Origin of the sequence: Rhizobium tumorigenes, from assembly GCF_003240565.2 — a bacterium.
Classification (GTDB): Bacteria; Pseudomonadota; Alphaproteobacteria; order Rhizobiales; family Rhizobiaceae; genus Rhizobium; species Rhizobium tumorigenes.
The window spans coordinates 713,379-733,083 of sequence record NZ_CP117256.1; the positions used below are offsets into that span (position 1 = coordinate 713,379).

A 19,705-nucleotide genomic window follows, 5' to 3' on the forward strand; every position below is an offset into this window, starting at 1 on the left:
CGTCAGCGCTGAATTGCTGTGCGAAGGACGCGTATGATACCTTTGGGCAGGCGAGCGTAGACAGCATGCGCCACTCTCAGGAGAAGCGGATTTTTTCGCCAGAAATCCCGGAGAGGGAGCGAGAACGGGTTTTCGCGGATCAAGGTCCGCTCAATGAGGTCAGCCAACTGCGCGGTCGAGAGCGTCGATGACGGCGCCTCGAGGACGGGCACGGCGTTTTCCATGGCGCAGGACAGGAAACCCTGACGCACGACGATGGCGGAAAACAGTCGTTCGAGCGCATGTGCCGCTGTTCCGTCCAACTGTCCATGTTCGGCGGCGAACTGAGCTTCGATATCGTCCGTAAGTAGCGGCGTCAGCGGCGAGCGCCGGAACCAAAACATCGATCCGGCAGCGAAACGGGTCGCTGTGACATCGACTGCCATATCCGGGCCGAAAAGGCCGGCGAGCATGCCCGACATGATGCCGTCGTTGATCGACGTGCGACCATTGAGCGGCATGAGATGCGCCCGCGGAGCAACAAGAGCGATCCGTTTCTCTTGCGCCAGCAATTTATGGCCAAGAGACGCGTCCTGCCCGTCTGTTTCCAAGAGCGAGCGACACATGAAACGCCGCCAGTCGGCCCCGTCGGAGCGATGTGGTGAGCGCTTCGTATGCAGTTTCAAGCCGATATCCGTCTGCGGCAGGTCCGGGTGGCGGAGCGCGCGCAGGAAAGGCAGGATGTCGCGCCCGCGGTTTTCCAGTTCGATCTGGCATGAGAAGGTGAGAAATGGCGTGTCCGGAATGGCCACCGCGCCTATGCCGGGCGGCCGCGTGACGATGAGACCAAAAGGCTGCCGGACGACATCGGCGATTTCCAGGCGCATTTCCTCCCAGACTTCGGGATAGAAGACATGCACGAAAATCGTGAATTCGGTTGGCTTGTCAGTCTGCTGGGTCAATGGCGATCGCCCGTAAAGGTGTGTTATTCATAATTTTCCGCTGCGTCCTAGGACCCCGTGTAAGACACCACGTGTCATCATCCAAGCATTTTCCAGCCGTTTGCCGGGTACGAAGACGCTGAAAAAGACGAATTGCTTTGCCATGCGCCGAAGGAGGATAAACCGCCAGGGCCAGCCGATCCAGGGACGGCGAGCAAGCAGAAGTGAGTTGCGTGTATAGTAATAATGCCGGAGCGGGCTATGAACTGGGAACCGCCGCCCTCTGTGGACGATCCAGTCGTCACCGAGACTATGCTCCATCTGCGCCACCGGTATCCCGTAGCTGGAATATCCCAGATGCTGCGCGCGAAGCCCCCATTCGATATCGACGTAGTCTATGAACAAGCTCTCGTCCATGGCGCCGACAGCGCCCAGAACGGCTGTGGGAATAAGGCAACCCGAAGCAATCAGGAAGTCTGCCGACACCGCTGACGATGGCGGGTCGTGAGGCGAGCGCTCCTTGAGCGCCAACCCTTCCCGGTAGACAAAAGGCGAATGGGCGCCTTGACGAGGATCGCTGTACTGTGGCCCGACCGCCGCAACCGCAATCCCCGACTGCTGCAATTGGGTCAGGCCTTCCAGAAGACAGGCCACCATATCGGCCGCCGGCAAGCTGTCCTGATCAAGTAGTAGTATGTGGGTTGCACCCCGGTCGAATAACCTTTGTATTCCGACGTTTTGAGCCCGAGCAATGCCATCGTTCGCGCCAAGGCAGATCACCTCCAGACCGTACTCTTCCGGAAACGTCGGTAGCGACAAACCATCGCCGTTGTCGACCAGGACGATGGTACCGACTTGCATGTGAATGGCGGCGACCTGCCTCAACAACGGCTCATGGTGGGGCCGATAGGTGACGATGACACAGCCTACTCGCTGCCAACCACTGCCCGTTAAGTCGCCTGCGAACAGCTGCCTGTCCTCCGGCTCATGATTGCCATCCATCACCGACCGCATTTAATTGATCCAAATTCAGTCGCGCAGGCATACCATGAGAGGAGTGTGATCAGTGCCCGACGGATTCCTTGTAAGCGTCTAGCACCTCCTCGACGGGACCGCGCATCCGCACGCGTCCATGCTCCAGCCACAGACCCTCCGAACACCATTCCCGGATAAGTTCGTTCGAATGGGAGGCGAGGACGAGGATGCCAGCTGAACCGATAAAAGTGCGCATGCGTTCCTTGGCCTGCGCCAAAAAGGCCGCGTCACCTGCCCCGATGCCCTCATCGATAAGAAGAATATCCGGCTGGATAGAGGTGGAAACGGCAAAGGCCAGGCGAGTGGACATCCCGGCGCTGTAGGTCCGCAAAGGCATGTCCAGGAACTCGCCCAAGCCCGTCATCGCGCCGATTTCCGGCGAGGCGGCAACGATATCCTGTTTGGAGTACCCGAGATACATACCGCGCAGGATGATGTTCTCCCAGCCGGATGCCTCTGGGTCCATACCAAAACCGATATCAAACATCGACGCCACGTCACCTTCCACCCGGACACTGCCTGCGGTCGGCTCATAGATGCCGGCCATGACACGTAGAATGGTCGACTTGCCTGCGCCGTTGTGGCCAATGAGGCCGACACGGGCGCCGTGATCAAGATCGAGGGTCATGTCATCAATTGCCCGGATAACGATGCTGTTGGTGCCCTGTTTTGGCCTGATCTGGCCACCGGTGACCGAAGCTAGCAGGTTGTTCTTGAGCGAGCGGTTTGCCGGCTGATAGATCGGGATATCGACGACAATGTTGTACAGTGAAAGACTAGCCATGATGCTTAGCTCCAATACACGACGCGCGCGCGGTAACGCGCGAAGAAAATGGTCCCAACAATGCCTAGAGCGGTGGTCATGGCGACGCAGGCAGCCCAGTTGGTGAAGGTGGCGGTACCGCCGAGCAAAGGATCGCGCACGATCTCTATGAAATGGTAAAACGGATTTGCTGCCAGGACCAGCCCGCGTCCTTCTAGAGCCTGAGCGCTCCAGATAATCGGTGTCAAAAAGAAGGCTAGCTGCATGACGCTGCCGATGATCATCGGGATATCTCTGAAGCGAGCACAAAGCGGGCCTAGGATCAAAGATATAAAGAAGCCGTTGATGATGATCAAAATCAGTGCCGGGATAAACAACAACGAGGACCAGCCAGGATTTATGCCAAAGAATGCAATAATTAGGAAATAGATGATGAAGTTGTGCGCGAAGGTAAGAACCTGGCTCCACACGAACTGGTAGACATGGATGCTTAGCGGCATTCGGATTTGCCGCAATGACCCGCCGGCAGCGATAAAGATATTGCAGCCGCCTATTATAATGCCGCTGATTAGCCCCCAAGCAATCAATCCGATCGCTAGATTCGGGAGGTAATGAGCCACATCGACTTTCATGATCTGAGAATAGAGCAGGCCAAGCCCGACTACCATGACGCCCATCGAAAGCGTCAGCCAGAAAGGGCCGAGCACAGATCGATTGTAAAGGCGCTTTACGTCTCTCCAGCCCAGGTAGATCCAGAGTTCGCGCCGCCTCATCCCCTGACACAGATCGGCCAGCGCCAGCTTCATGTAGTTTCTTTTATGGGACATGATTCTCTTTTAGGTCGATTCTGATAGACGCGCGATTACTAAATTCGCGACGCGAGCGATACCTTATATCAAAGGTGCGAAAAAATCCGCGCATGCAGCACACCTCACGATGCGAGAGTTGGGTCACCATCATTTCTGGGTGGCCACGCAAGTGAGAAATTGTCGCTATTCAGCGCGAGATTGGGATTGTATGCAGGATCACATTGCAGGTGGTCTTTCCACTTGTCCATCATGAAAAAAACTTCCGCGCGGAAACGGGCCATCTTCTCAGGCGTATCCTCATATCCCCGCGATGCGGACTCATGATGATAGAGCTCTGCATAGGGTGTCCATACGTTACGGAAACCGGCCTCGCGGACTTTTAGACAAAAGTCAACGTCATTAAAAGCAATCTTGAGATTGTCCGCGTCCAACCCCCCAACTAATTCAAACGTCGACTTCCGTACGACAACGCAAGCTGCGGTGACGGCACTCATAGTTTGGATAACTTCGCCGCGGCCAAAATATCCATGCGCGCCTTTAGACATCATTTTGTGGGCATGGCCGGCTACACCATGTATGCCAAGAATAACGCCGCCATGTTGCAGGGTGTCATTGGGATACCAGAGCCGCGCCCCAACTACACCGACTTCCCGCTGGATGGCAATCCCCATCATTTCGTCAAGCCAAGTGGGTGATATCACCTCAATATCGTTGTTGATCAACCCTACATATTCGCCGTCTGCCAATTCGACAGCACGGTTGTTAATGGAAGAATAATTAAAGGGCTGGTTGTCGTGAATAACCTTCACGCGATCATTTCCTTGCAATCGCTTGAAATAATCCAGAGTTCGTTGATCGTCAGAATTATTGTCTACGATAAGAATCTCATAATTCGGATACGTCGTCTTTTTTAAAATTGAATCAACACACTGGCTGATTAATTCAAATCCATTACGAGTAGGTACAATCAAGCTAACCTTCGGGGCAATATCTGGAATTTTATATGTCACACGATACATACCTGTCGGCAAAACTGTAATGTCGCCAGATAAGCCAATCCGCTCCAAGTGATCTAATAATGCTTTTCGACCGGCCATAGATGCATAACTTTTGTTGCCTCCAGACTGGGCGGTGCTCTCGTTATGGCTACGCCAATGATAAAGCACACGCGTGACGTGCCTAATCTGAGAACTCTTAAGTCCCTCTGTGAAGCGCAAAACAAGGTCGTGGTCTTGCGAGCCTTCGTAGCCTTTCCGGAAGCCGCCTAGAGTGCGGATACGATCCAAGCGATACACGGCGAGATGGCTAATCATATTCTGGCTTCGTAGAAGATCGGGATTCCAATCCGGCTTGAAGTATGGATCACGCCGCACGCCGTCCTCTATCTTGTCCTCATCGCTGTAAATGAGGACGCAATCAGGGAACCTATTAATTGTTCTGGCGATGTAATATAATGCGTCTTCGCTCAGAAGATCGTCCTGATCTAGGAGAGCCATCCACGAGCCGGTGGCAAGCATGATTGCGGAGTTAGACGCTTCAGAAATATGTCCGTTTGTCTCTCGCAGAACGACTTTAATCCTGGGGTCATTTGCAGTTTGCTGCTCCAGAAACTCTCGCACGCCCTTGTTTGTTGAGCAGTCGTCGGCGATGCACAGTTCCCACTTGGAGTACAACTGGCTAGTTACCGACCTTATAGCCTCATCAAGCCACCGTAGATCGGGGTTGTAAACGGGCATGACGATTGAAATTAAAGGGCACGCCTGAAACGCATCGATGTCTGACCTGATCTGTCTACGATGCTCATCGTTCAACTCAGCGTATGTCCGCAACCAAGACGCGTAGTCTGTGGCGATCGTCAGGTTCTCGCTGTACGCCGTCTGCTCTGAGGGCGGCATGTTTGCCAGACGCCACGATGACACAGCGCCGCGCACGCCGCGGCGCGAAACTACTCGCGCGCCGGCAGTTAGAAACTTTAGATATCCACCGCGACTCTTGGCCAATTTTGGCAGCACCCGTGCAACGTGGCGAGCGCGCAGCGCTTGATGGCCGATCTTGCGATAGGGAGCTGTGAGCCACCAGCTTGTAGAAGTGCGCATTGCATTCACCGCTGAGAGAGCGGCCGAAACTCTTTCGTTCAAGTCGACAATGACGGCGTCTTTTTCCGCCTTTTCATTGTCCTTGGTGCTCCTATAACTCTCGACTTCTGATTCATGCTGCACCTTCATAGTCTCAAGGGCATCCCGATAACTATTGACTTCCGTCTCGTGGCGCAGCTTCATCTCAGCCACGTGTGAATTGCACTCATGACGTAAGTCGTTTAGGCGACGTTCGTAATCGGCGTGAACATCGCCTAGATGACTATGCTGCTCCTGCAACTGCTTAAGATGGTCCATACGCATTCGGACTATTAAGGCGTAAGCCTCTAGTTCCTCATCTGTCGCCGGAGTGTCCCGGCGTTCAAGCAGCATGGCCCAAGTGCAAAGATAGCTTGGATCGTGCGCAGCGCGTGGCGCAAAACCGTGTTCTCTGAAAATTCGTAACCAGTAGAGAGGCGGCTGCACGTTTATGTGCGTTGGCTCGTCGAATGCGTCAGGGCTGGAGGAAAACAAGATCAGCGGTGCTAGCGCGCAGAGGTTGGCGATGGCAAGGCGACCATCCGACTCCGTCATGTGCTCGATCACTTCGATGCAGGTAATAAGGTCATAGGCGCCCTCTATTGGGTCAACGATCGAACCGACCTCGCAGAAAGGTTTGAGGGTCTCGGGCACCTTCTCGATTGCATATTCAGAAAAATCGCGACCAAATGCCTCGATGTGGCGCTTTCGCAGCTCCTCGACAAGAAATCCTATGGCGCATCCTGCGTCAAATACTCGCTTGGGGTTGAAGCTTTTAGAAAGGTGCTCCGCGACGTTGCCGAAAAATTGGGACCAGTGTGCCTCGGTTCGACTGTATGCGACCCCACAAAAATGTCCTTCATAATAATTTTCGTCGTAGTCCATCTGCGATATTTCTTTTGTCACGTCTATTTCGTCCTTCACCGGCGGCCTGCTCGTAGCGACTCTAGATCGTCAACATATCGCTCAACGCCGCTCCCCTGCACCCATCCGCGCTTACTATAGGTTCAATATTTAACCACCAAAACCAGATTCCATATGTCCAAAAAAACATTTTTTTGCGGCACATTTTTATTACGAGCAACCACAATTTAATGCGTATAATATTTTGGCAGCAATTTCCACCCGCTTCCACCTCCTGTCATAGTCGAATCTGGAAAGCATGACTCGGGCTTCCTGCCTGAGAAATTCTGACGTATCCCTGCAAATATCGTTTGATACGCCGATCTTCGAGCCAAATAAAATCCTGAATAGGAATATTATGAAAAGGTCAGTTCTGTTTTTATTTAATAAATACTGTCTATATGATCAAAAACAGTCGATATAAGCAAATTATACAATATTATTACCAATAAAATTCCTTTAAAATGCGGTGCGATTTACCTAAATAGTGGGAGCGTGGTGTCCGGTAGCACGCTTATACCCCAATCACTTTGGATATTCCGGGAAATCCGTTTCCTGTTCGTACCAAGTCATATTTCGTTCTGCCATCATTGTGTAATGAGACCGTTCCTGGCAGGCTTCTATCTCCTGCATGACGAATTCAAGCGGCCCGACCTGGAAATGCTCGGCATCTAGTGCCGTATAGTCGACAACGGGAAAGTCCCTGACGATCAAAGCGGGAATGCCGCGGCCCATCCCTTCGAGCAGCGCTGTCGTTCCCAGCGAAACGGAAACGAATATCATGTTTGACAAATTTAGTTCAGCGGTCGCCTGATCGCTGAACTTGAACCGGTGCCCCAATGGGAAAAATCTTTCGAGCCAGTCCGCCGGCTCCCAATACGCCTTAGGCTTTACCACGACTTGGAAGCGCCACGGCAGCGCATTTAGCGCGTTAAAGAATCGGTGCAGCGCCTTTTCATGTCGTTTGTAGTCAAGGATAGGCATTCTGTTCAGTTGGTGCGCACCAGCGAAGACAACAACATGAATAGGAGCCTCGGCGGAATAAGGGCGTGGAGTCTGACCCTTGGACAGCATCAAACTTGAATCGACAGAAATCTTGTCCGAATCAACGACAGTCGCCCATAAGCGTTGAGAGCTGCGTGTCATTGCGATGACGACGGCTATGTCGTTATGCTTATGAAAGGGCACATGTACCGCATTGGAGGAGTGGGGCCACAGATGCACCTCACCTCCTGCTGCTCCCACCGCATGTCCGATCAGCGCGGACTCGAAAAACAAATGGTCGGATATGTGCGCCTCGCGAGCCCCGGTTGCAGCGACGGCCTTGTGTGCGGTCGCCAATGCGGCTTTCGAAACGCTGCCGATCAAACGAAAGAAGCCAGTGGCGAGATCCGGAATTTCGTGGGATGGGGAAAATATTATGAAGTCTCTGGAATTTTCTGCCACTTTGAAGTTCACACTGATTCGCTCACCGTTGTCCTGTTGGCCCCATAGCAAAATATCCGCTGTGGCATGAGGATCCCTGGCGTTGCCGACCTCTGCCGCCGCGCCTATCGACGCCCTTGCAAAGCTAGGATTTCGCATTCCGCCGCTGCTAAAAATCCGCTCCCTTCTATCAGAAGGGACCTTGGCGGCGCCCTCAGACCGCCACCAGGCCGGATCCGCGATAAAATCGAGATCCGATTTTCCGGTCAGGAATTGGACTCTTAGTTCCTCGGAATCGGCGAGCAAAAACACTTTAGTTCCGCGTCGCCGGAGTTCTCCTGCCAAAATTACCGGCTCAAGCTGACTAGGGGCCCAATGACTGAGACAAGATATTGCGCTACTTCGAATTGGAATGAGGATAACCTTGTTGCCGAGTCGGGAAGAGATGTGCCGTGCAAGATGGCGAATTGGGTAAATTACACAAATTTCCGACCAGACGGAAAAGAACCATGCCGCAGAAAACGCCTCCGCATCGGTTGACTTGTGCGGCGAGAATATCCGCGCCAGACGCCGGCACATGCGAGCCGCCAGCGCTGAGCCAATCCGGCTTCCGGCCGAGGGATCATGTCCGCCGAGCGGGTAGTTTGCTTCCTTTTGCATTCTTTCCAGGAGGTGGGCGTCGATGACGGTAAATTTATCACTGAAATACGCTTGTGTGTCAGGGTTCTTTGCAACGAGAATGTCTAGCTGCGAATGGTTCCGGAGAAACACGCTGCAGAGTAACTGCCTTAGTAAAGCACGAATGCTCTTCGTTCCTATCATTTAAACTCCAAGTTTCAATTTCAAAAACGTGCTCGAAAACGTCGCAGATTGCGGACAACAATCAAGCAGTTATTTTAGATTCATAGTCGGTCAGCGAGGCGGTTTTCACGTGACGGGTTTCGAGTAAAACAACATCAAAGCCATCCATAGTCAGGCTTTCATACAGCCATTTAGACAATGGGCATGCTTCCAGACCGATCCACTGCAACTCAAGCTCCAGCGAAACAGAGTATTCGATAAACACATCTGGATCGAACGCCACCTTCGTCTCGCGGATGATCTTGCCTGCAGAATCCACTGACCACACACCACCTACTTCCAAAGAATTTCAATTTCAGCATGACAGCCCAGGGCTGTTCCTCGCCTGATATTTAGGGCCGACCCGTTTTGACCGCGTTTTAAAATCGTGATTCTGAGGGGCAACCCACCGATCTGGCTACAATCTTGAAGCGCCGGCACCGACCGGAGGTATGAGACAGACGCCATCAGTAACTTCGCCAAGACCGCAATCCTGGGCAAACATTCCAACGAAGAGCGACCGCAAGCAGACCTTCAGCTTCAGCCGTAGGCCCTACCGCCAGCGCAACCTCGTCGAGCGGTTCTTTAATCGCATCAGAAAGATGCGGGTATTGGCAACCCGATATGATGTACGCGCAAATAAATACCTCGCCGCAGTCAAACTGGTCGCGGATCGCCTTAGATTACGAGTCCGCTACCTAGTTCTGGGCTATAGCCCAAAGATTTACAGACCACGCTTGTCCATCGGTGTTCGCGTTATGAAGTTGCCCGATCTCTATGTGCGAGAAATGGCGAGAGAGTGCCCTCCTAAGACTTTTTGGAGTAAAGAAATTGAAGTGTGTCGCCTCTAGCAAATGCCAAGGAACCACACCCGCACCCGCAAGCCGCGGGATTCCAGTGGCGTCTGGCACTGTCATAATTAACCCGCCGCTAACACGAGCAATATCTGCAAAGGCTGCATCGTAATTGTCAATGTGCTCAACTACTTCGATCGCTGTTACCCAATCGAAGGATCCATCTTTGAAAGGTAACCTATCACCCTGGTAAAAACGTACGTGGGGCCTCGAAACATCGATGACATCGCGACGGATCTTAGGAGTATCGAGATCCACACCCTCTGCGTTATGTCCGGACGATCGCAGATAGCCGACCAGAGCTCCACTCCCACATCCGAAATCCAATATACGCCCACTGGCCGACGTTATAAGTTCGGCAACTTGGGAGTCAACAAAGGTCACTGAGGGGCCGGTCCCATATATTTGATCTCTTTTATAGACTTGATCGCCTGTGAGAAGGCCAGCGTAGGGAGGCAAAGGTGCAAAAGGAAAAACTACGACAAATGATGCGATTGAAAGGCGCGCTTCACCAACTACCAAATAGTCATGAAATACTCCGGCATTGGACCTTTCGCTTATGTCGTCTCTGTGGTAGCGCAGGCTCCATAGATGCTGGGCATTTTCAATCTCAGGGGGGCTAGTCTCAGCAGATCGTGACCAGCCGGATAGCCGTAAAACACCTCCGTGGTTAAGAAAAGCATGATCCACGTATCCGTCATCATAAGGCTGCCCAATATAAAAGGTTGTCACATTCACCCCCGCAAAATACCGTTAGTTGCGTACTATTATATTAAGTTGCAGGAAAGTCACTCTTTTGATCGCCTCTCTCAGCTTGATCACCAATATCCCCTTTCGACCGTCGGAAAGAGTATTGACGATGACGCGGCGCTGGGGAAGATTCAAACGGCACTATTGGGGAGTATTGCTCCGGTGCTGACAGGCGCGGCGCAGGGCTCCTTCGGCGTGCCCGACACCATGCACTGCATCTGCAGCCACCCACGAAAACGGCACATTGGCGACGAGCTCACGCCCTATTATATCGACGGCAAGCGGTGGCTTGGTGGCGAACGTTACGGCTTCAGGAACATGAGTGGCAGCAAGCCTCGCTGGTTCTCTGGTCCAACTCTTGGGCAAGTAGAGGGCTCGATCAATAAAGGCATGCCCGCGAGCTGACACATAGGCGGCGAACACGCCAGTTTGGCAGTTCGTTATCTTGCCCACTGAGCCGGTGTATTGACGCGAAACTCCACAGCATGCCTTACCCTGCTTGAGAACCCGGTCTCATCAATGACAAGGACCGCATCATCAGTGGCAAGATGCTCGATGACATACGCTCGCACAATGTCGCGGATTTCGTCGGCCTCCCACCGTCCGCGACCAAAAATAGTTTTTGGTTCCAAGGACCTGAATCACGAGCCGCATTAGCCCGCATCCAGCCCGGCTTACGACGCCCGACACCCAGTAAGCCATCTAGGAAAACGTTTGCCGGAGCCGCAACACGCTCCTGCGTAAACAGTCCTCGATACCAGCCTTCACGTCACGCAGCGACGATGCCGACAGTTCCAACGTTGTCTCGATTGATGTACCCATCGCCCAGGACCTCCGGATCATGGAGGCCTATCAGTCCATAGCTTGCGGGAAAATAGCAACTGTAATGCTAACAGCAGCGAGATCTCCGAATATACATGTTTTGCCAGCCTAATCATTTCATCACGCGGAAAAATCCGGTAAGGAACCATCTAGGTATGTTCAATCCACCGTTACGTGCCCGCGACCTGGAATTGCGTGAGAGCCCGCACGAGTGACTGGCATGAAAGATAATGTGAGACAATGTTAACAGGTCAATCAATTCTCATCACTGGCGGCACCGGATCATTCGGCCATACATTCCTTCCCATGACGCTGGACCGTTATAATCCTCGTCGCATTATCGTATATTCTCGCGACGAGATGAAGCAGTGGGAAATGGCCAAGAAATTCGAGGGTGACAAGCGCGTCCGTTTTTTTATTGGCGACGTCCGAGATCGTGAACGGCTCTACAGAGCTCTGGACGGGGTCGATTTTGTCGTCCACGCGGCAGCGACAAAGATCGTTCCAACGGCGGAATACAACCCTTTTGAATGCATAAAGACAAATATTAACGGTGCTATGAATCTCATCGATGCCTGCATCGACCGCGGCATTAAGCGGGTCGTAGCCTTGTCGACCGATAAGGCAAGCAGTCCGATTAATCTTTACGGCGCGACCAAGCTTGCCGCCGACAAGCTTTTTGTCGCCGGCAACTCTTATGCGGGCGGAAATTGCACCCGTTTTGGCGTAGTTCGATACGGAAACGTCATGGGCTCGCGGGGCTCAGTCATTCCTTTTTTTCTTTCGGTCCGGGACAAGGGCGTTCTTCCCATCACCGACGAGCGGATGACTCGGTTCATGATAACGCTCGAACAGGGCGTGGAACTAGTGTGGCATGCCTTCGACGACATGGAGGGCGGAGAAATTTACGTTAAGAAAATCCCCTCCATGAAAATTGTCGAACTCGCCCGCGCGGTGGCGCCAGAGGCTCAGATCGAATTTGTCGGCATTCGGCCTGGTGAAAAGCTCCATGAGCAGATGATCGGCGAAGAAGATTCATTTTTTACGTATGAGTATCACGACCACTTCAAGATATTGCCTGCGATCAACAATTGGGGAACTAGCGCTGAGCGCATCAAAGACGGCGTAAAGGTCCCGGAGGGCTTCAGCTACACGAGCAATAACAACAAGGAATGGATGAGTACCGGCACCCTGCAAAACTGGATTGACCAAAACCGCGGCAAGATCGGAATGATATGAGTTCTTCTATTCCCTATGGCAGACAGGATATCAGGGATTCTGATGTCGATGCAGTCGTTGCTGTTCTGAAATCCGATTTTCTGACACAGGGCCCTGTCGTGCCTCGCTTCGAAAAAGCCGTCGCATCTTATTGTGGGGTGGGCCATGCTGTTGCCGTCAACAGCGCAACATCCGCCTTGCACATTGCCTGCCTTGCTCTGGGGCTTGGTACAGGCGATTTGCTTTGGACCAGCCCGATCACCTTCGTCGCATCGGCAAACTGCGCACTTTACTGCGGAGCAGATGTGGATTTCGTTGATATTGACAAGGACAGCTACAATATCTCGCCGGTAGCACTCGAGAAAAAGCTAGAAGAAGCGGAGCGCGCGGGCCGTCTCCCGAAGGTCGTAGTTGCTGTCCACTTGACAGGGCAGCCATGCGATCTTGCCGCTATTCATATACTTGCGCTTCGCTATGGGTTTTCGATTATCGAGGATGCTTCCCACGCGATCGGCGGAAGGTATCTCGACGAACCCATAGGCAACTGCCGTTATAGCCAAATCACGGTGTTTAGCTTCCATCCGGTGAAGATAGTCACGTCGGCGGAAGGCGGCATGGCGGTTACAAATGATAAGGAACTAGCCCGCAAAATGGCCCTCTTTCGGAGTCACGGGATCACACGTGACGCCGACACGATGACGCATGAGGCCGATGGCCCTTGGTATTATCAGCAGATAGAACTTGGCTATAATTACCGAATGACGGAGTTGCAGGGTGCGCTTGGATTAAATCAGATGAGCCGTCTTGACGAATACGTCTCCAAGCGCCACCAATTGGCAAGTCGATATACGGAAGCTCTTGGGAACCTCCCGGTTACTACGCCTTGGCAGAATCCGGACGGTTATTCCGGGCTCCATCTTTATGTCATCCGTCTCAGGCTAGACAATCTCACGAAGTCGCACCGAGTTGTTTATGAGACAATGCAGAAACAGGGTATCGGCGTAAATCTGCATTATATTCCGGTCCACCTGCAGCCCTATTATCAACGTATGGGCTTTCGATTTGGAAGCTTTCCGCAGGCCGAAGCGTACTATGCAGAAGCCATCACGCTCCCGATGTTCCCAACCATAACTGATGTACAGCAGGAAGAGGTAATAACTGCATTGCGGAGGGCGGTCGCGCCATGAACTTGGCCGTCATACCGGCCAGGGGAGGCAGCAAGCGCATACCGCGCAAGAATATTCTGCCTTTCTACGGGCACCCCATGATTGCCTGGTCGATAAGCGCCGCACTAGACTCGAATTGCTTCGATCGTGTTATCGTTTCTACCGATGATGTCGAAATCGCCGCCGTTGCCCGCTCATACGGTGCGGAGGCGCCCTTCTTGCGGCCTGCTATATTGTCAGATGACCATGTAGGCACGAACGCAGTTATGGCCCATGCCGTCGACTGGTGCGACGATGACGGGCTCCAACCGTCCGCTGTCTGCTGTATTTACGCCACCGCACCGTTCATTCAGCCGGAAACAATTCAGGCCGGGCTTCGTCTTCTTGAAAGCCAGGACTGTAGCTACGTCTTTTCGGCGACGAGTTTTGCCTTTCCCATCGCGCGGGCTTTTCGGATCACCGCGGAAGGGCGGGCGGAAATGTTTTCTCCCAACCATTTCCACACCAGATCGCAGGATCTCGAAGAAGCCTATCACGACGCCGGGCAGTTTTATTGGGCAAGAGCGGAGGCTTGGACACAGCAAAAACCGATCTTTTCTCCCGACTCCGTCCCCTTCCTTTTGCCGCGGTATCGCGTGCAAGACATAGATACCTACGAAGACTGGAGACGCGCCGAGATCATGTTTGCGGCGCTAGACGACGGCCGGCGACCGGAATTCGCGCACGTTACCGCTCCATAGGATGGCTCAGACAAATCACTCGATTAGGCTCCAGTTCGTTGCCGTCGCCCTGCGGACATCTGACTTGAGCTTCCTACCGATCAGAGCTTCAAGATGCTTGGGTGCAAGGCCATAACCGGGGCGAACACTACGGAGACTGTCCGGCGTGATGATATCGCCCGCCTTCATATCCGTGATGAAATAAAGCGAACGACGAAATTTAACATTCCCCATTTCACTTGATTTCCGCCCATAATCAACATGGCCAAGGGCACGCCAGGCCGTTTTCACTCCGCTGCAAAGAGCCGTCATCTCCGCTGGCTCCAGCGAGAAGCTGTCGTCCGGGCCGCCACCGGCGCGGTCGAGGGTAAAATGCTTTTCTATTATAGCGGCACCAAGTGCAACGCTAGCAATCGCTGTCGTGTTATCCATTGTGTGATCGGAGAGACCGGTCACCAGACCGAAGCGCTCGATCATGTCGGGAATCGTAAGCAGATTATAGTCTTCGGAGGGGGCTGGGTAACCGGAAACACAATGGAGGATTGCCAAATCGCGGCATCCACCGGCACGCGCGGCATCGATGGCCTCCTGGATTTCCGCATCGTCGGCCATACCGGTCGAAATGATCAGTGGCTTTCCGGTGGAAGCCGCATATTTAATCAGAGCGTGATCGACCGCTTCGAACGAGGCAATCTTGTATGCTGGCGCATTAAGTTCCTCCAAAAGATCGATCGCCGTCGTATCAAACGGGGAGGAAAAGATCGTTATGTCGAGCTCTGCAGCACGCTCGAACAAGGTCTTATGCCATTCCCAAGGCATATGGGCCTCGGCGTAGAGCTCGAACAAGCTGCGTCCGTCCCAGAGTCCTCCACGAATCTGAAAACTCTCATCGTCGCTATCAAGTGTGATAGTATCAGGTCTGTAAGTCTGTAGCTTGACTGCGTCGGCCCCGGCCCGTTTGGCCTCTTCTACAATCCGCAGCGCCGTCTCAATGCTTCCGTTGTGATTGGCAGAAAGCTCGGCGATAACATACGGGCTTGCCTGCGGACCAATCAGACGTCCGGCAATCTCTATTGCTTTGTTGCGATCCATCTCAGCAATCCCTCGTTGTGGTCAGCCAATCGGTCTTCGAAAGTGTGAAGCAGACGACGTTCACATACGAACCATTAATCTCATAGGCGTCAAGTTTAAGAGCTCCCTGCCTAAAACCAAGTGCTTTATGCAGACGAGCCGAGACATGATTTCCTTCCAGCACTTCCGCCGATATGGTTTGCAATCCGAGTTGTTCGAAGCCATGGGCCAACGCTGCCCGTCCCATCAAATACCCTGTTCCCTTCGCCATTTCAGGGCCCTTGTAAAAACCCCAGCTCGCCCCGACGCCGGTTGCATCGATTTTGAAATTAACAAAGCCTCGCGGCTGGGCTGCAGTCTCGAAGATCAGAAGTCGCTTCAACGGATCATTTTTGACCCGTTCATACCAACTCACATGGTCGTGAAGCGAGATGATTTCTTGGGAAAACATATACTTTCGAACGCGTGTATCATTCCGCCAGGTAAGAATGACTGGCAGATCCGCTTCCTCAATCAAACGTAGACGAGGCGCGTCTCCGGGAGACCGCGCATTTTCAAATTGAAGGGCAACCTGCTCTGTACCAGAACCTTCGATATTTAGAGCGTCTAGGTTTTCTATCATGGACGCGAGGCCCTCCTCAACTAATCTCGACAACGTTGTTGGCAAGCTTTCGTCTAGCGCTTCCCGCCCAGTTGGATTCAGCACGACGGCCGCCTTCGATAACGAAAGCGCCAGCGCGCCTTGTCTCTGATTATCCGCAATAATGACAATCAAGCTGGGCAATGCGAGGCAACAACGTTCCCACGCCGTACCTCCTGCGGCTCCAATGGCCAAGTCACTCTCCGCCATTAAGCGCGCCATATCGGGCACATTGATGTGCACACTCGTCAGCCAAGGCATTGTTCGCGCCAAACAACCTACATCGGAAAACCATCGCGATTGCGACCCCATGACGACTGTAATTCGACAATCCAGTGGTAATGGCGATTTTTTTAACGCATTAAGAATGTCTGAAGTCACATTGTTATTATCCGCACCGCCCATCGTTATCAGCAAGCTGTTCAATTGTGGTTTTTTCCTGCGGGCAAGGCTATATTGCCGCATTTGAGCAAATTCTGGTCGTAGTAACGCAAACCGCGGTCCAAGTAGTAACCTGCAGCTGGCAGGAACCTTGCCATCATACTTCCGTAAATCGCTCCCCAGATTTTGATCCAGAAGCAAGTCGCAATCATGCCTGCGGTCGCCCAAATCGTCGATTACCATCAAACAATCACAAATCGGACGAACCCGTTCCTCCCAACGAACGTCGAGTGCGTAGTGGTCGACGACAATCCAGTCCCACCGTAGAGTACCACTCAGGCGAATGCATTGATCGGCATCGGCTCGTTGGTCGGAGCCCAGCCAATCGGCGTGATCCAGGACCGGCGGCTCATGGGTGATATACGTGTAGCCGCAGTCAAGTCGTTCCAACTTATGACCCGCGGCGGCAACTAGCTTCTCAAGACCTTCCGGCATGAACCGAGCGGCAAATACACACTCATACCCGTACAACTTCAGGACGTTGGCCAATGAAAGGCACCTCATAACGTGTCCCGACCCGATGCTGCTTGACGCGTCGACGCGAAATAGAATACTACTCCGATTCATCCCCCGAAAACTCCGTTTCTGAACACCCCGCCTTCTCTCACATGGCGGACGCATTCAGCATGCAATCGAATACATATTGCGCCAATCACTCTACGCATTGAACGCAGAGGTCCTCTCAAACCGGTATTAAATCTGCTCTCTCAGTCAGCGGCTTTACTTACCTTCTTCAACCACGGCGCTGCTCCAATAACTCCAATCCCACGCGCAATTTTTTCCACACTCTGTCCTTAGTTCGATTTCTTTGACGTCTGGAGGGATCAGAATTACGCTTGTCTGCTGCTCACGGTCCGCTGCCTTCTTTACAGGATCCAGGCACTGTCGCATGAGAACCGAGCTCTCGGCCGCAGCAACAAAGCATACCCCGTCCGTTTCCCCGCCGTCTTGCCACGTGCCTTTACGCATGCCGAACGCCAAATCCAGTTTGGAACCGGAGACGACAGGTATTTTCAGAGTCATCGGCGCATGCGCAAGCAGCCCTTCGGGTACCGCGGCCAAGGTCACACCGTTCAGAGGATTGTTAGCAACAAGAAGCTTCAAGTTTTCAATGGCTTTCAATTTTCTCGAGACGATCGGCCCAGGATCGGCCTGCTTCAAAGCGTCGTTGTTCAAGGGGGCGAATCCGACCTCAATCTTCTGATGATAGCCGAGCCAGAGGGGAGAGTTAACGTTGACGCGAATGGATTTTGCATATCGGAGCCCGGCCTCACGGGAAAAACCGGTGGATGCCATCGCATAGTCCGAAGTCGTGCTGATGAGCGGGGAAACAATGAAGCCTTCGGTAGCCATCGCCGGAATCAGCCGGTATCTGCTTTCCTTTCCGTCCACATAGGTGACTAGCAGTTCCGTCAGCGGAGGACGATATATAATGTCGAGGAGGCGTCCAAAGATCGTCGGATGCATACGAACGGATAGCATGATCGGTCCATCATGATCGGGGACGGGTATCTGCTCCCCAATATTTGCATCGACTTCATTCCACACAGTTAAGAGATTTTGAAGCGGCGAGGCGCGCTTCTTGAGAACAAGATTGCGGCCAAGGTCCATCTCCGTAGCATAGGATGCGAAAAACAATGGCCACAAAGCACCTTCCGCCGACGCCGGATGCCGGCCATCAATGGAGCCAGGCGCCATAATTAGGTATCCTGGAGCGCGGCTACCCTCGAAAAATGCGCGGTTGCGATTGATAAGTTTCGGGGAATACGTGGTGTATTCTTGGATCGTGGGCCGCGGCGTGTATTGCAAGCTGTTTGCAAGGAGGTCGGATTGCTCCGATTGGATGATATCGACCGTCCCGTTCAGCGCTGGCAGGGACAGCTTTGTTTGGATTTCTGCAAGGGAGGCTCTGTTGCGTTCCTCGAGTTTGGCTTGCCATTCGGCAGGATGAGCAATCAGACTGACGGAATTGCCAATCTCACGCATTATTATCCGTGTTGTCTCAAGCCCGGTGACGAACGGCAGACGCCCCGTAGTATGGTAAAGAAGTTGATAAGATGGAATGATGCTGATGATCGCCAACGCGAGCGCGCACCACCAAGACGCGCTGAAACAGTTCGCGCCAGCGATGCCTGTGAAGATTATTGCCATCGAAAGGCTGCCCCAGGCGATCAAAGAATGAAGATCGTGCCGCACAAAGCCAGCTTTCCAGGCAATGAACAGAAATGCCAAGATAATGAAGATTTTAGCGATGCCGGTCGTAAATTCTTTCGAACGCCTGCCCACATATAACTGCCAAACAAGAAAAATGATGAAAAGTGCCGCCAGCACAAGCCATGCCGTCACTTCCATTACATGTGCGGGAAGGCTCATCGCGGCGGAATAACCACTGGAGACATCAAAACTGGAAAGGAGAAACGCCGGAAGTTCGCTAATAGACTGACCACTCGCAATCAAGCCGATCCAAATGCCGACAGCAAGCGCCAGCGTCTGAACGGGAATGGCCCTACGGCGAACTGTCAACACGTCCAGCACAAGAACGGTCACTACAGACAGAGGGAAGATTGAGAACTTAGCTAGAACAAGGATGCCGCAGATGAAAGAGCCGACGGTGGCGTGGGCGGTTACCGATTTGCCCTGATTCTCCAAAAATGCGATTGCCGTTAGCATAGGCACGATTAGGAGGAGTGTATCGGGGTAAGTGTAACAGACATAAATCAGGGTGATACTAGAAAGAGCCGCGAAGACACTCCCACTCAAAGATAGAATTCTTGCTGTCGAGGCCGCCAGATATAGGGCAATCAGGATCGAAAAAAGGGCAACAGGATAGGTATATCCGCCAACATACTGCCGCGTGTAAATAGATGAAAGCGGCCCCCCGGTGAATACGACATCGGTTCCGAACCGCCGCCCATTTTCCAGTGAAAACGCTAGGCTTGCCTGCCAAGAAGGATCTAGCCCGGCATTGGTCGGATGAAAACTCAAGGGCTGGAATTTGGCATAAAACAGGAGAAGGGACAGGATAAGAATAGAGCAATATGCTGCTGTGTTAAGATTTTTATGCATCGCATGTCCAGTTTCGAAAACGTAATATTTTGCCGTCAGAAAAAAGCTATTTTCCCGGGTGTCTTCACGCTTTATTTCAGTTTTCTGCTGGCTGATCAACAACCGAAAAGCGCGTTTGAAAATGCATTAAAGAACTAATGCGCATATTT

General features: G+C 52.8%; 14 protein-coding genes and 2 pseudogenes. 4 read left to right on the plus strand and 12 right to left on the minus strand.

All coding sequences use genetic code 11. The annotated features are described in order from the left end of the window. Positions 1-2: 2 nt before the first annotated feature. From PR017_RS21055 to PR017_RS21085, 7 genes are all read right to left on the minus strand, one after another. Positions 3-941 carry a rhamnan synthesis F family protein gene (locus PR017_RS21055; protein ID WP_111217118.1) on the minus strand — a complete coding sequence of 313 codons (939 nt, stop codon included), beginning with the start codon at positions 939-941 and terminating at the stop codon, positions 3-5. Positions 942-968: 27 nt separating this feature from the next. Then, on the minus strand, positions 969-1,934 hold the full coding sequence (locus tag PR017_RS21060; RefSeq protein ID WP_240538867.1) for a glycosyltransferase family 2 protein: 966 nt from the start codon (positions 1,932-1,934) through the stop codon (positions 969-971). 49 nt (positions 1,935-1,983) lie between these two features. After that, positions 1,984-2,739, minus strand: a complete 756-nt coding sequence (locus tag PR017_RS21065) for an ABC transporter ATP-binding protein (protein ID WP_111217116.1) — start codon at positions 2,737-2,739, stop codon at positions 1,984-1,986. Positions 2,740-2,744: 5 nt separating this feature from the next. Further along, entirely contained in the window at positions 2,745-3,524 is a 780-nt protein-coding gene (locus PR017_RS21070; RefSeq protein WP_240538865.1) for an ABC transporter permease, read from the minus strand. 125 nt (positions 3,525-3,649) lie between these two features. Then, the gene (locus tag PR017_RS21075) at positions 3,650-6,565 is read right to left on the minus strand and encodes a glycosyltransferase (RefSeq protein WP_279619537.1); all 2,916 of its coding nucleotides are present in this window, start codon (positions 6,563-6,565) and stop codon (positions 3,650-3,652) included. Between the two features lie 504 nt (positions 6,566-7,069). Further along, the gene (locus tag PR017_RS21080; protein WP_111217110.1) at positions 7,070-8,791 is read right to left on the minus strand and encodes a hypothetical protein; all 1,722 of its coding nucleotides are present in this window, start codon (positions 8,789-8,791) and stop codon (positions 7,070-7,072) included. A gap of 61 nt (positions 8,792-8,852) precedes the next feature. Then, positions 8,853-9,089, minus strand: a complete 237-nt coding sequence (locus PR017_RS21085) for a hypothetical protein (RefSeq protein ID WP_206423116.1) — start codon at positions 9,087-9,089, stop codon at positions 8,853-8,855. Between the two features lie 208 nt (positions 9,090-9,297). On the opposite strand from PR017_RS21085, the pseudogene PR017_RS28500 reads away from it, so the two are divergent. Then, positions 9,298-9,489 (plus strand): annotated as a pseudogene (locus tag PR017_RS28500) (IS5/IS1182 family transposase); the annotation flags it as partial. Positions 9,490-9,507: 18 nt separating this feature from the next. Here PR017_RS28500 and PR017_RS21095 read toward each other — a convergent pair. After that, on the minus strand, positions 9,508-10,353 hold the full coding sequence (locus PR017_RS21095; RefSeq protein WP_240538869.1) for a class I SAM-dependent methyltransferase: 846 nt from the start codon (positions 10,351-10,353) through the stop codon (positions 9,508-9,510). Between the two features lie 231 nt (positions 10,354-10,584). Then, positions 10,585-11,256 (minus strand): annotated as a pseudogene (locus tag PR017_RS21100) (IS701 family transposase); the annotation flags it as partial. 219 nt (positions 11,257-11,475) lie between these two features. On the opposite strand from PR017_RS21100, the gene pseB reads away from it, so the two are divergent. Genes pseB through pseF form a run of 3 tightly spaced genes read left to right on the plus strand, consistent with a single transcriptional unit; the run spans position 11,476 to position 14,359 of the window. Then, positions 11,476-12,474, plus strand: a complete 999-nt coding sequence (gene pseB / locus PR017_RS21105) for a UDP-N-acetylglucosamine 4,6-dehydratase (inverting) (RefSeq protein ID WP_111217104.1) — start codon at positions 11,476-11,478, stop codon at positions 12,472-12,474. Beyond that, positions 12,471-13,640: a UDP-4-amino-4,6-dideoxy-N-acetyl-beta-L-altrosamine transaminase gene (pseC, locus tag PR017_RS21110; RefSeq protein WP_111217102.1), complete on the plus strand. Its 1,170-nt coding sequence runs from the start codon at positions 12,471-12,473 to the stop codon at positions 13,638-13,640. The genes pseB and pseC overlap by 4 nt, the downstream gene beginning before the upstream one ends. Continuing rightward, a complete protein-coding gene (gene pseF, locus PR017_RS21115) occupies positions 13,637-14,359 on the plus strand; it encodes a pseudaminic acid cytidylyltransferase (RefSeq protein ID WP_111217100.1) in 723 nt (240 codons plus the stop codon). The genes pseC and pseF overlap by 4 nt, the downstream gene beginning before the upstream one ends. 15 nt (positions 14,360-14,374) lie before the next feature. Here pseF and pseI read toward each other — a convergent pair whose 3' ends face one another. From pseI to PR017_RS21130, 3 genes are all read right to left on the minus strand, one after another. After that, complete coding sequence (pseI, locus tag PR017_RS21120) at positions 14,375-15,430, minus strand: pseudaminic acid synthase (RefSeq protein ID WP_111217098.1); 1,056 nt, start codon at positions 15,428-15,430, stop codon at positions 14,375-14,377. Between the two features lies 1 nt (position 15,431). Next, positions 15,432-17,111: a UDP-2,4-diacetamido-2,4,6-trideoxy-beta-L-altropyranose hydrolase gene (gene pseG / locus PR017_RS21125; RefSeq protein ID WP_341798956.1), complete on the minus strand. Its 1,680-nt coding sequence runs from the start codon at positions 17,109-17,111 to the stop codon at positions 15,432-15,434. Between the two features lie 99 nt (positions 17,112-17,210). Further along, entirely contained in the window at positions 17,211-19,658 is a 2,448-nt protein-coding gene (locus PR017_RS21130; RefSeq protein ID WP_133255543.1) for a hypothetical protein, read from the minus strand. Positions 19,659-19,705 lie beyond the last annotated feature (47 nt).

Bases quoted from the DNA above. Each gene is read 5' to 3' on its own strand.
- pseC (WP_111217102.1), top strand. From the start codon at position 12,471: ATGAGTTCTTCTATTCCCTATGGCAGACAGGATATCAGGGATTCTGAT.
- pseF (WP_111217100.1), top strand. From the start codon at position 13,637: ATGAACTTGGCCGTCATACCGGCCAGGGGAGGCAGCAAGCGCATACCG.
- PR017_RS21080 (WP_111217110.1), bottom strand. From the start codon at position 8,791: ATGATAGGAACGAAGAGCATTCGTGCTTTACTAAGGCAGTTACTCTGC.
- pseB (WP_111217104.1), top strand. From the start codon at position 11,476: ATGTTAACAGGTCAATCAATTCTCATCACTGGCGGCACCGGATCATTC.
- pseG (WP_341798956.1), bottom strand. From the start codon at position 17,111: ATGCGTCCGCCATGTGAGAGAAGGCGGGGTGTTCAGAAACGGAGTTTT.
- PR017_RS21070 (WP_240538865.1), bottom strand. From the start codon at position 3,524: ATGAAGCTGGCGCTGGCCGATCTGTGTCAGGGGATGAGGCGGCGCGAA.
- pseI (WP_111217098.1), bottom strand. From the start codon at position 15,430: ATGGATCGCAACAAAGCAATAGAGATTGCCGGACGTCTGATTGGTCCG.
- PR017_RS21060 (WP_240538867.1), bottom strand. From the start codon at position 1,934: ATGCGGTCGGTGATGGATGGCAATCATGAGCCGGAGGACAGGCAGCTG.
- PR017_RS21065 (WP_111217116.1), bottom strand. From the start codon at position 2,739: ATGGCTAGTCTTTCACTGTACAACATTGTCGTCGATATCCCGATCTAT.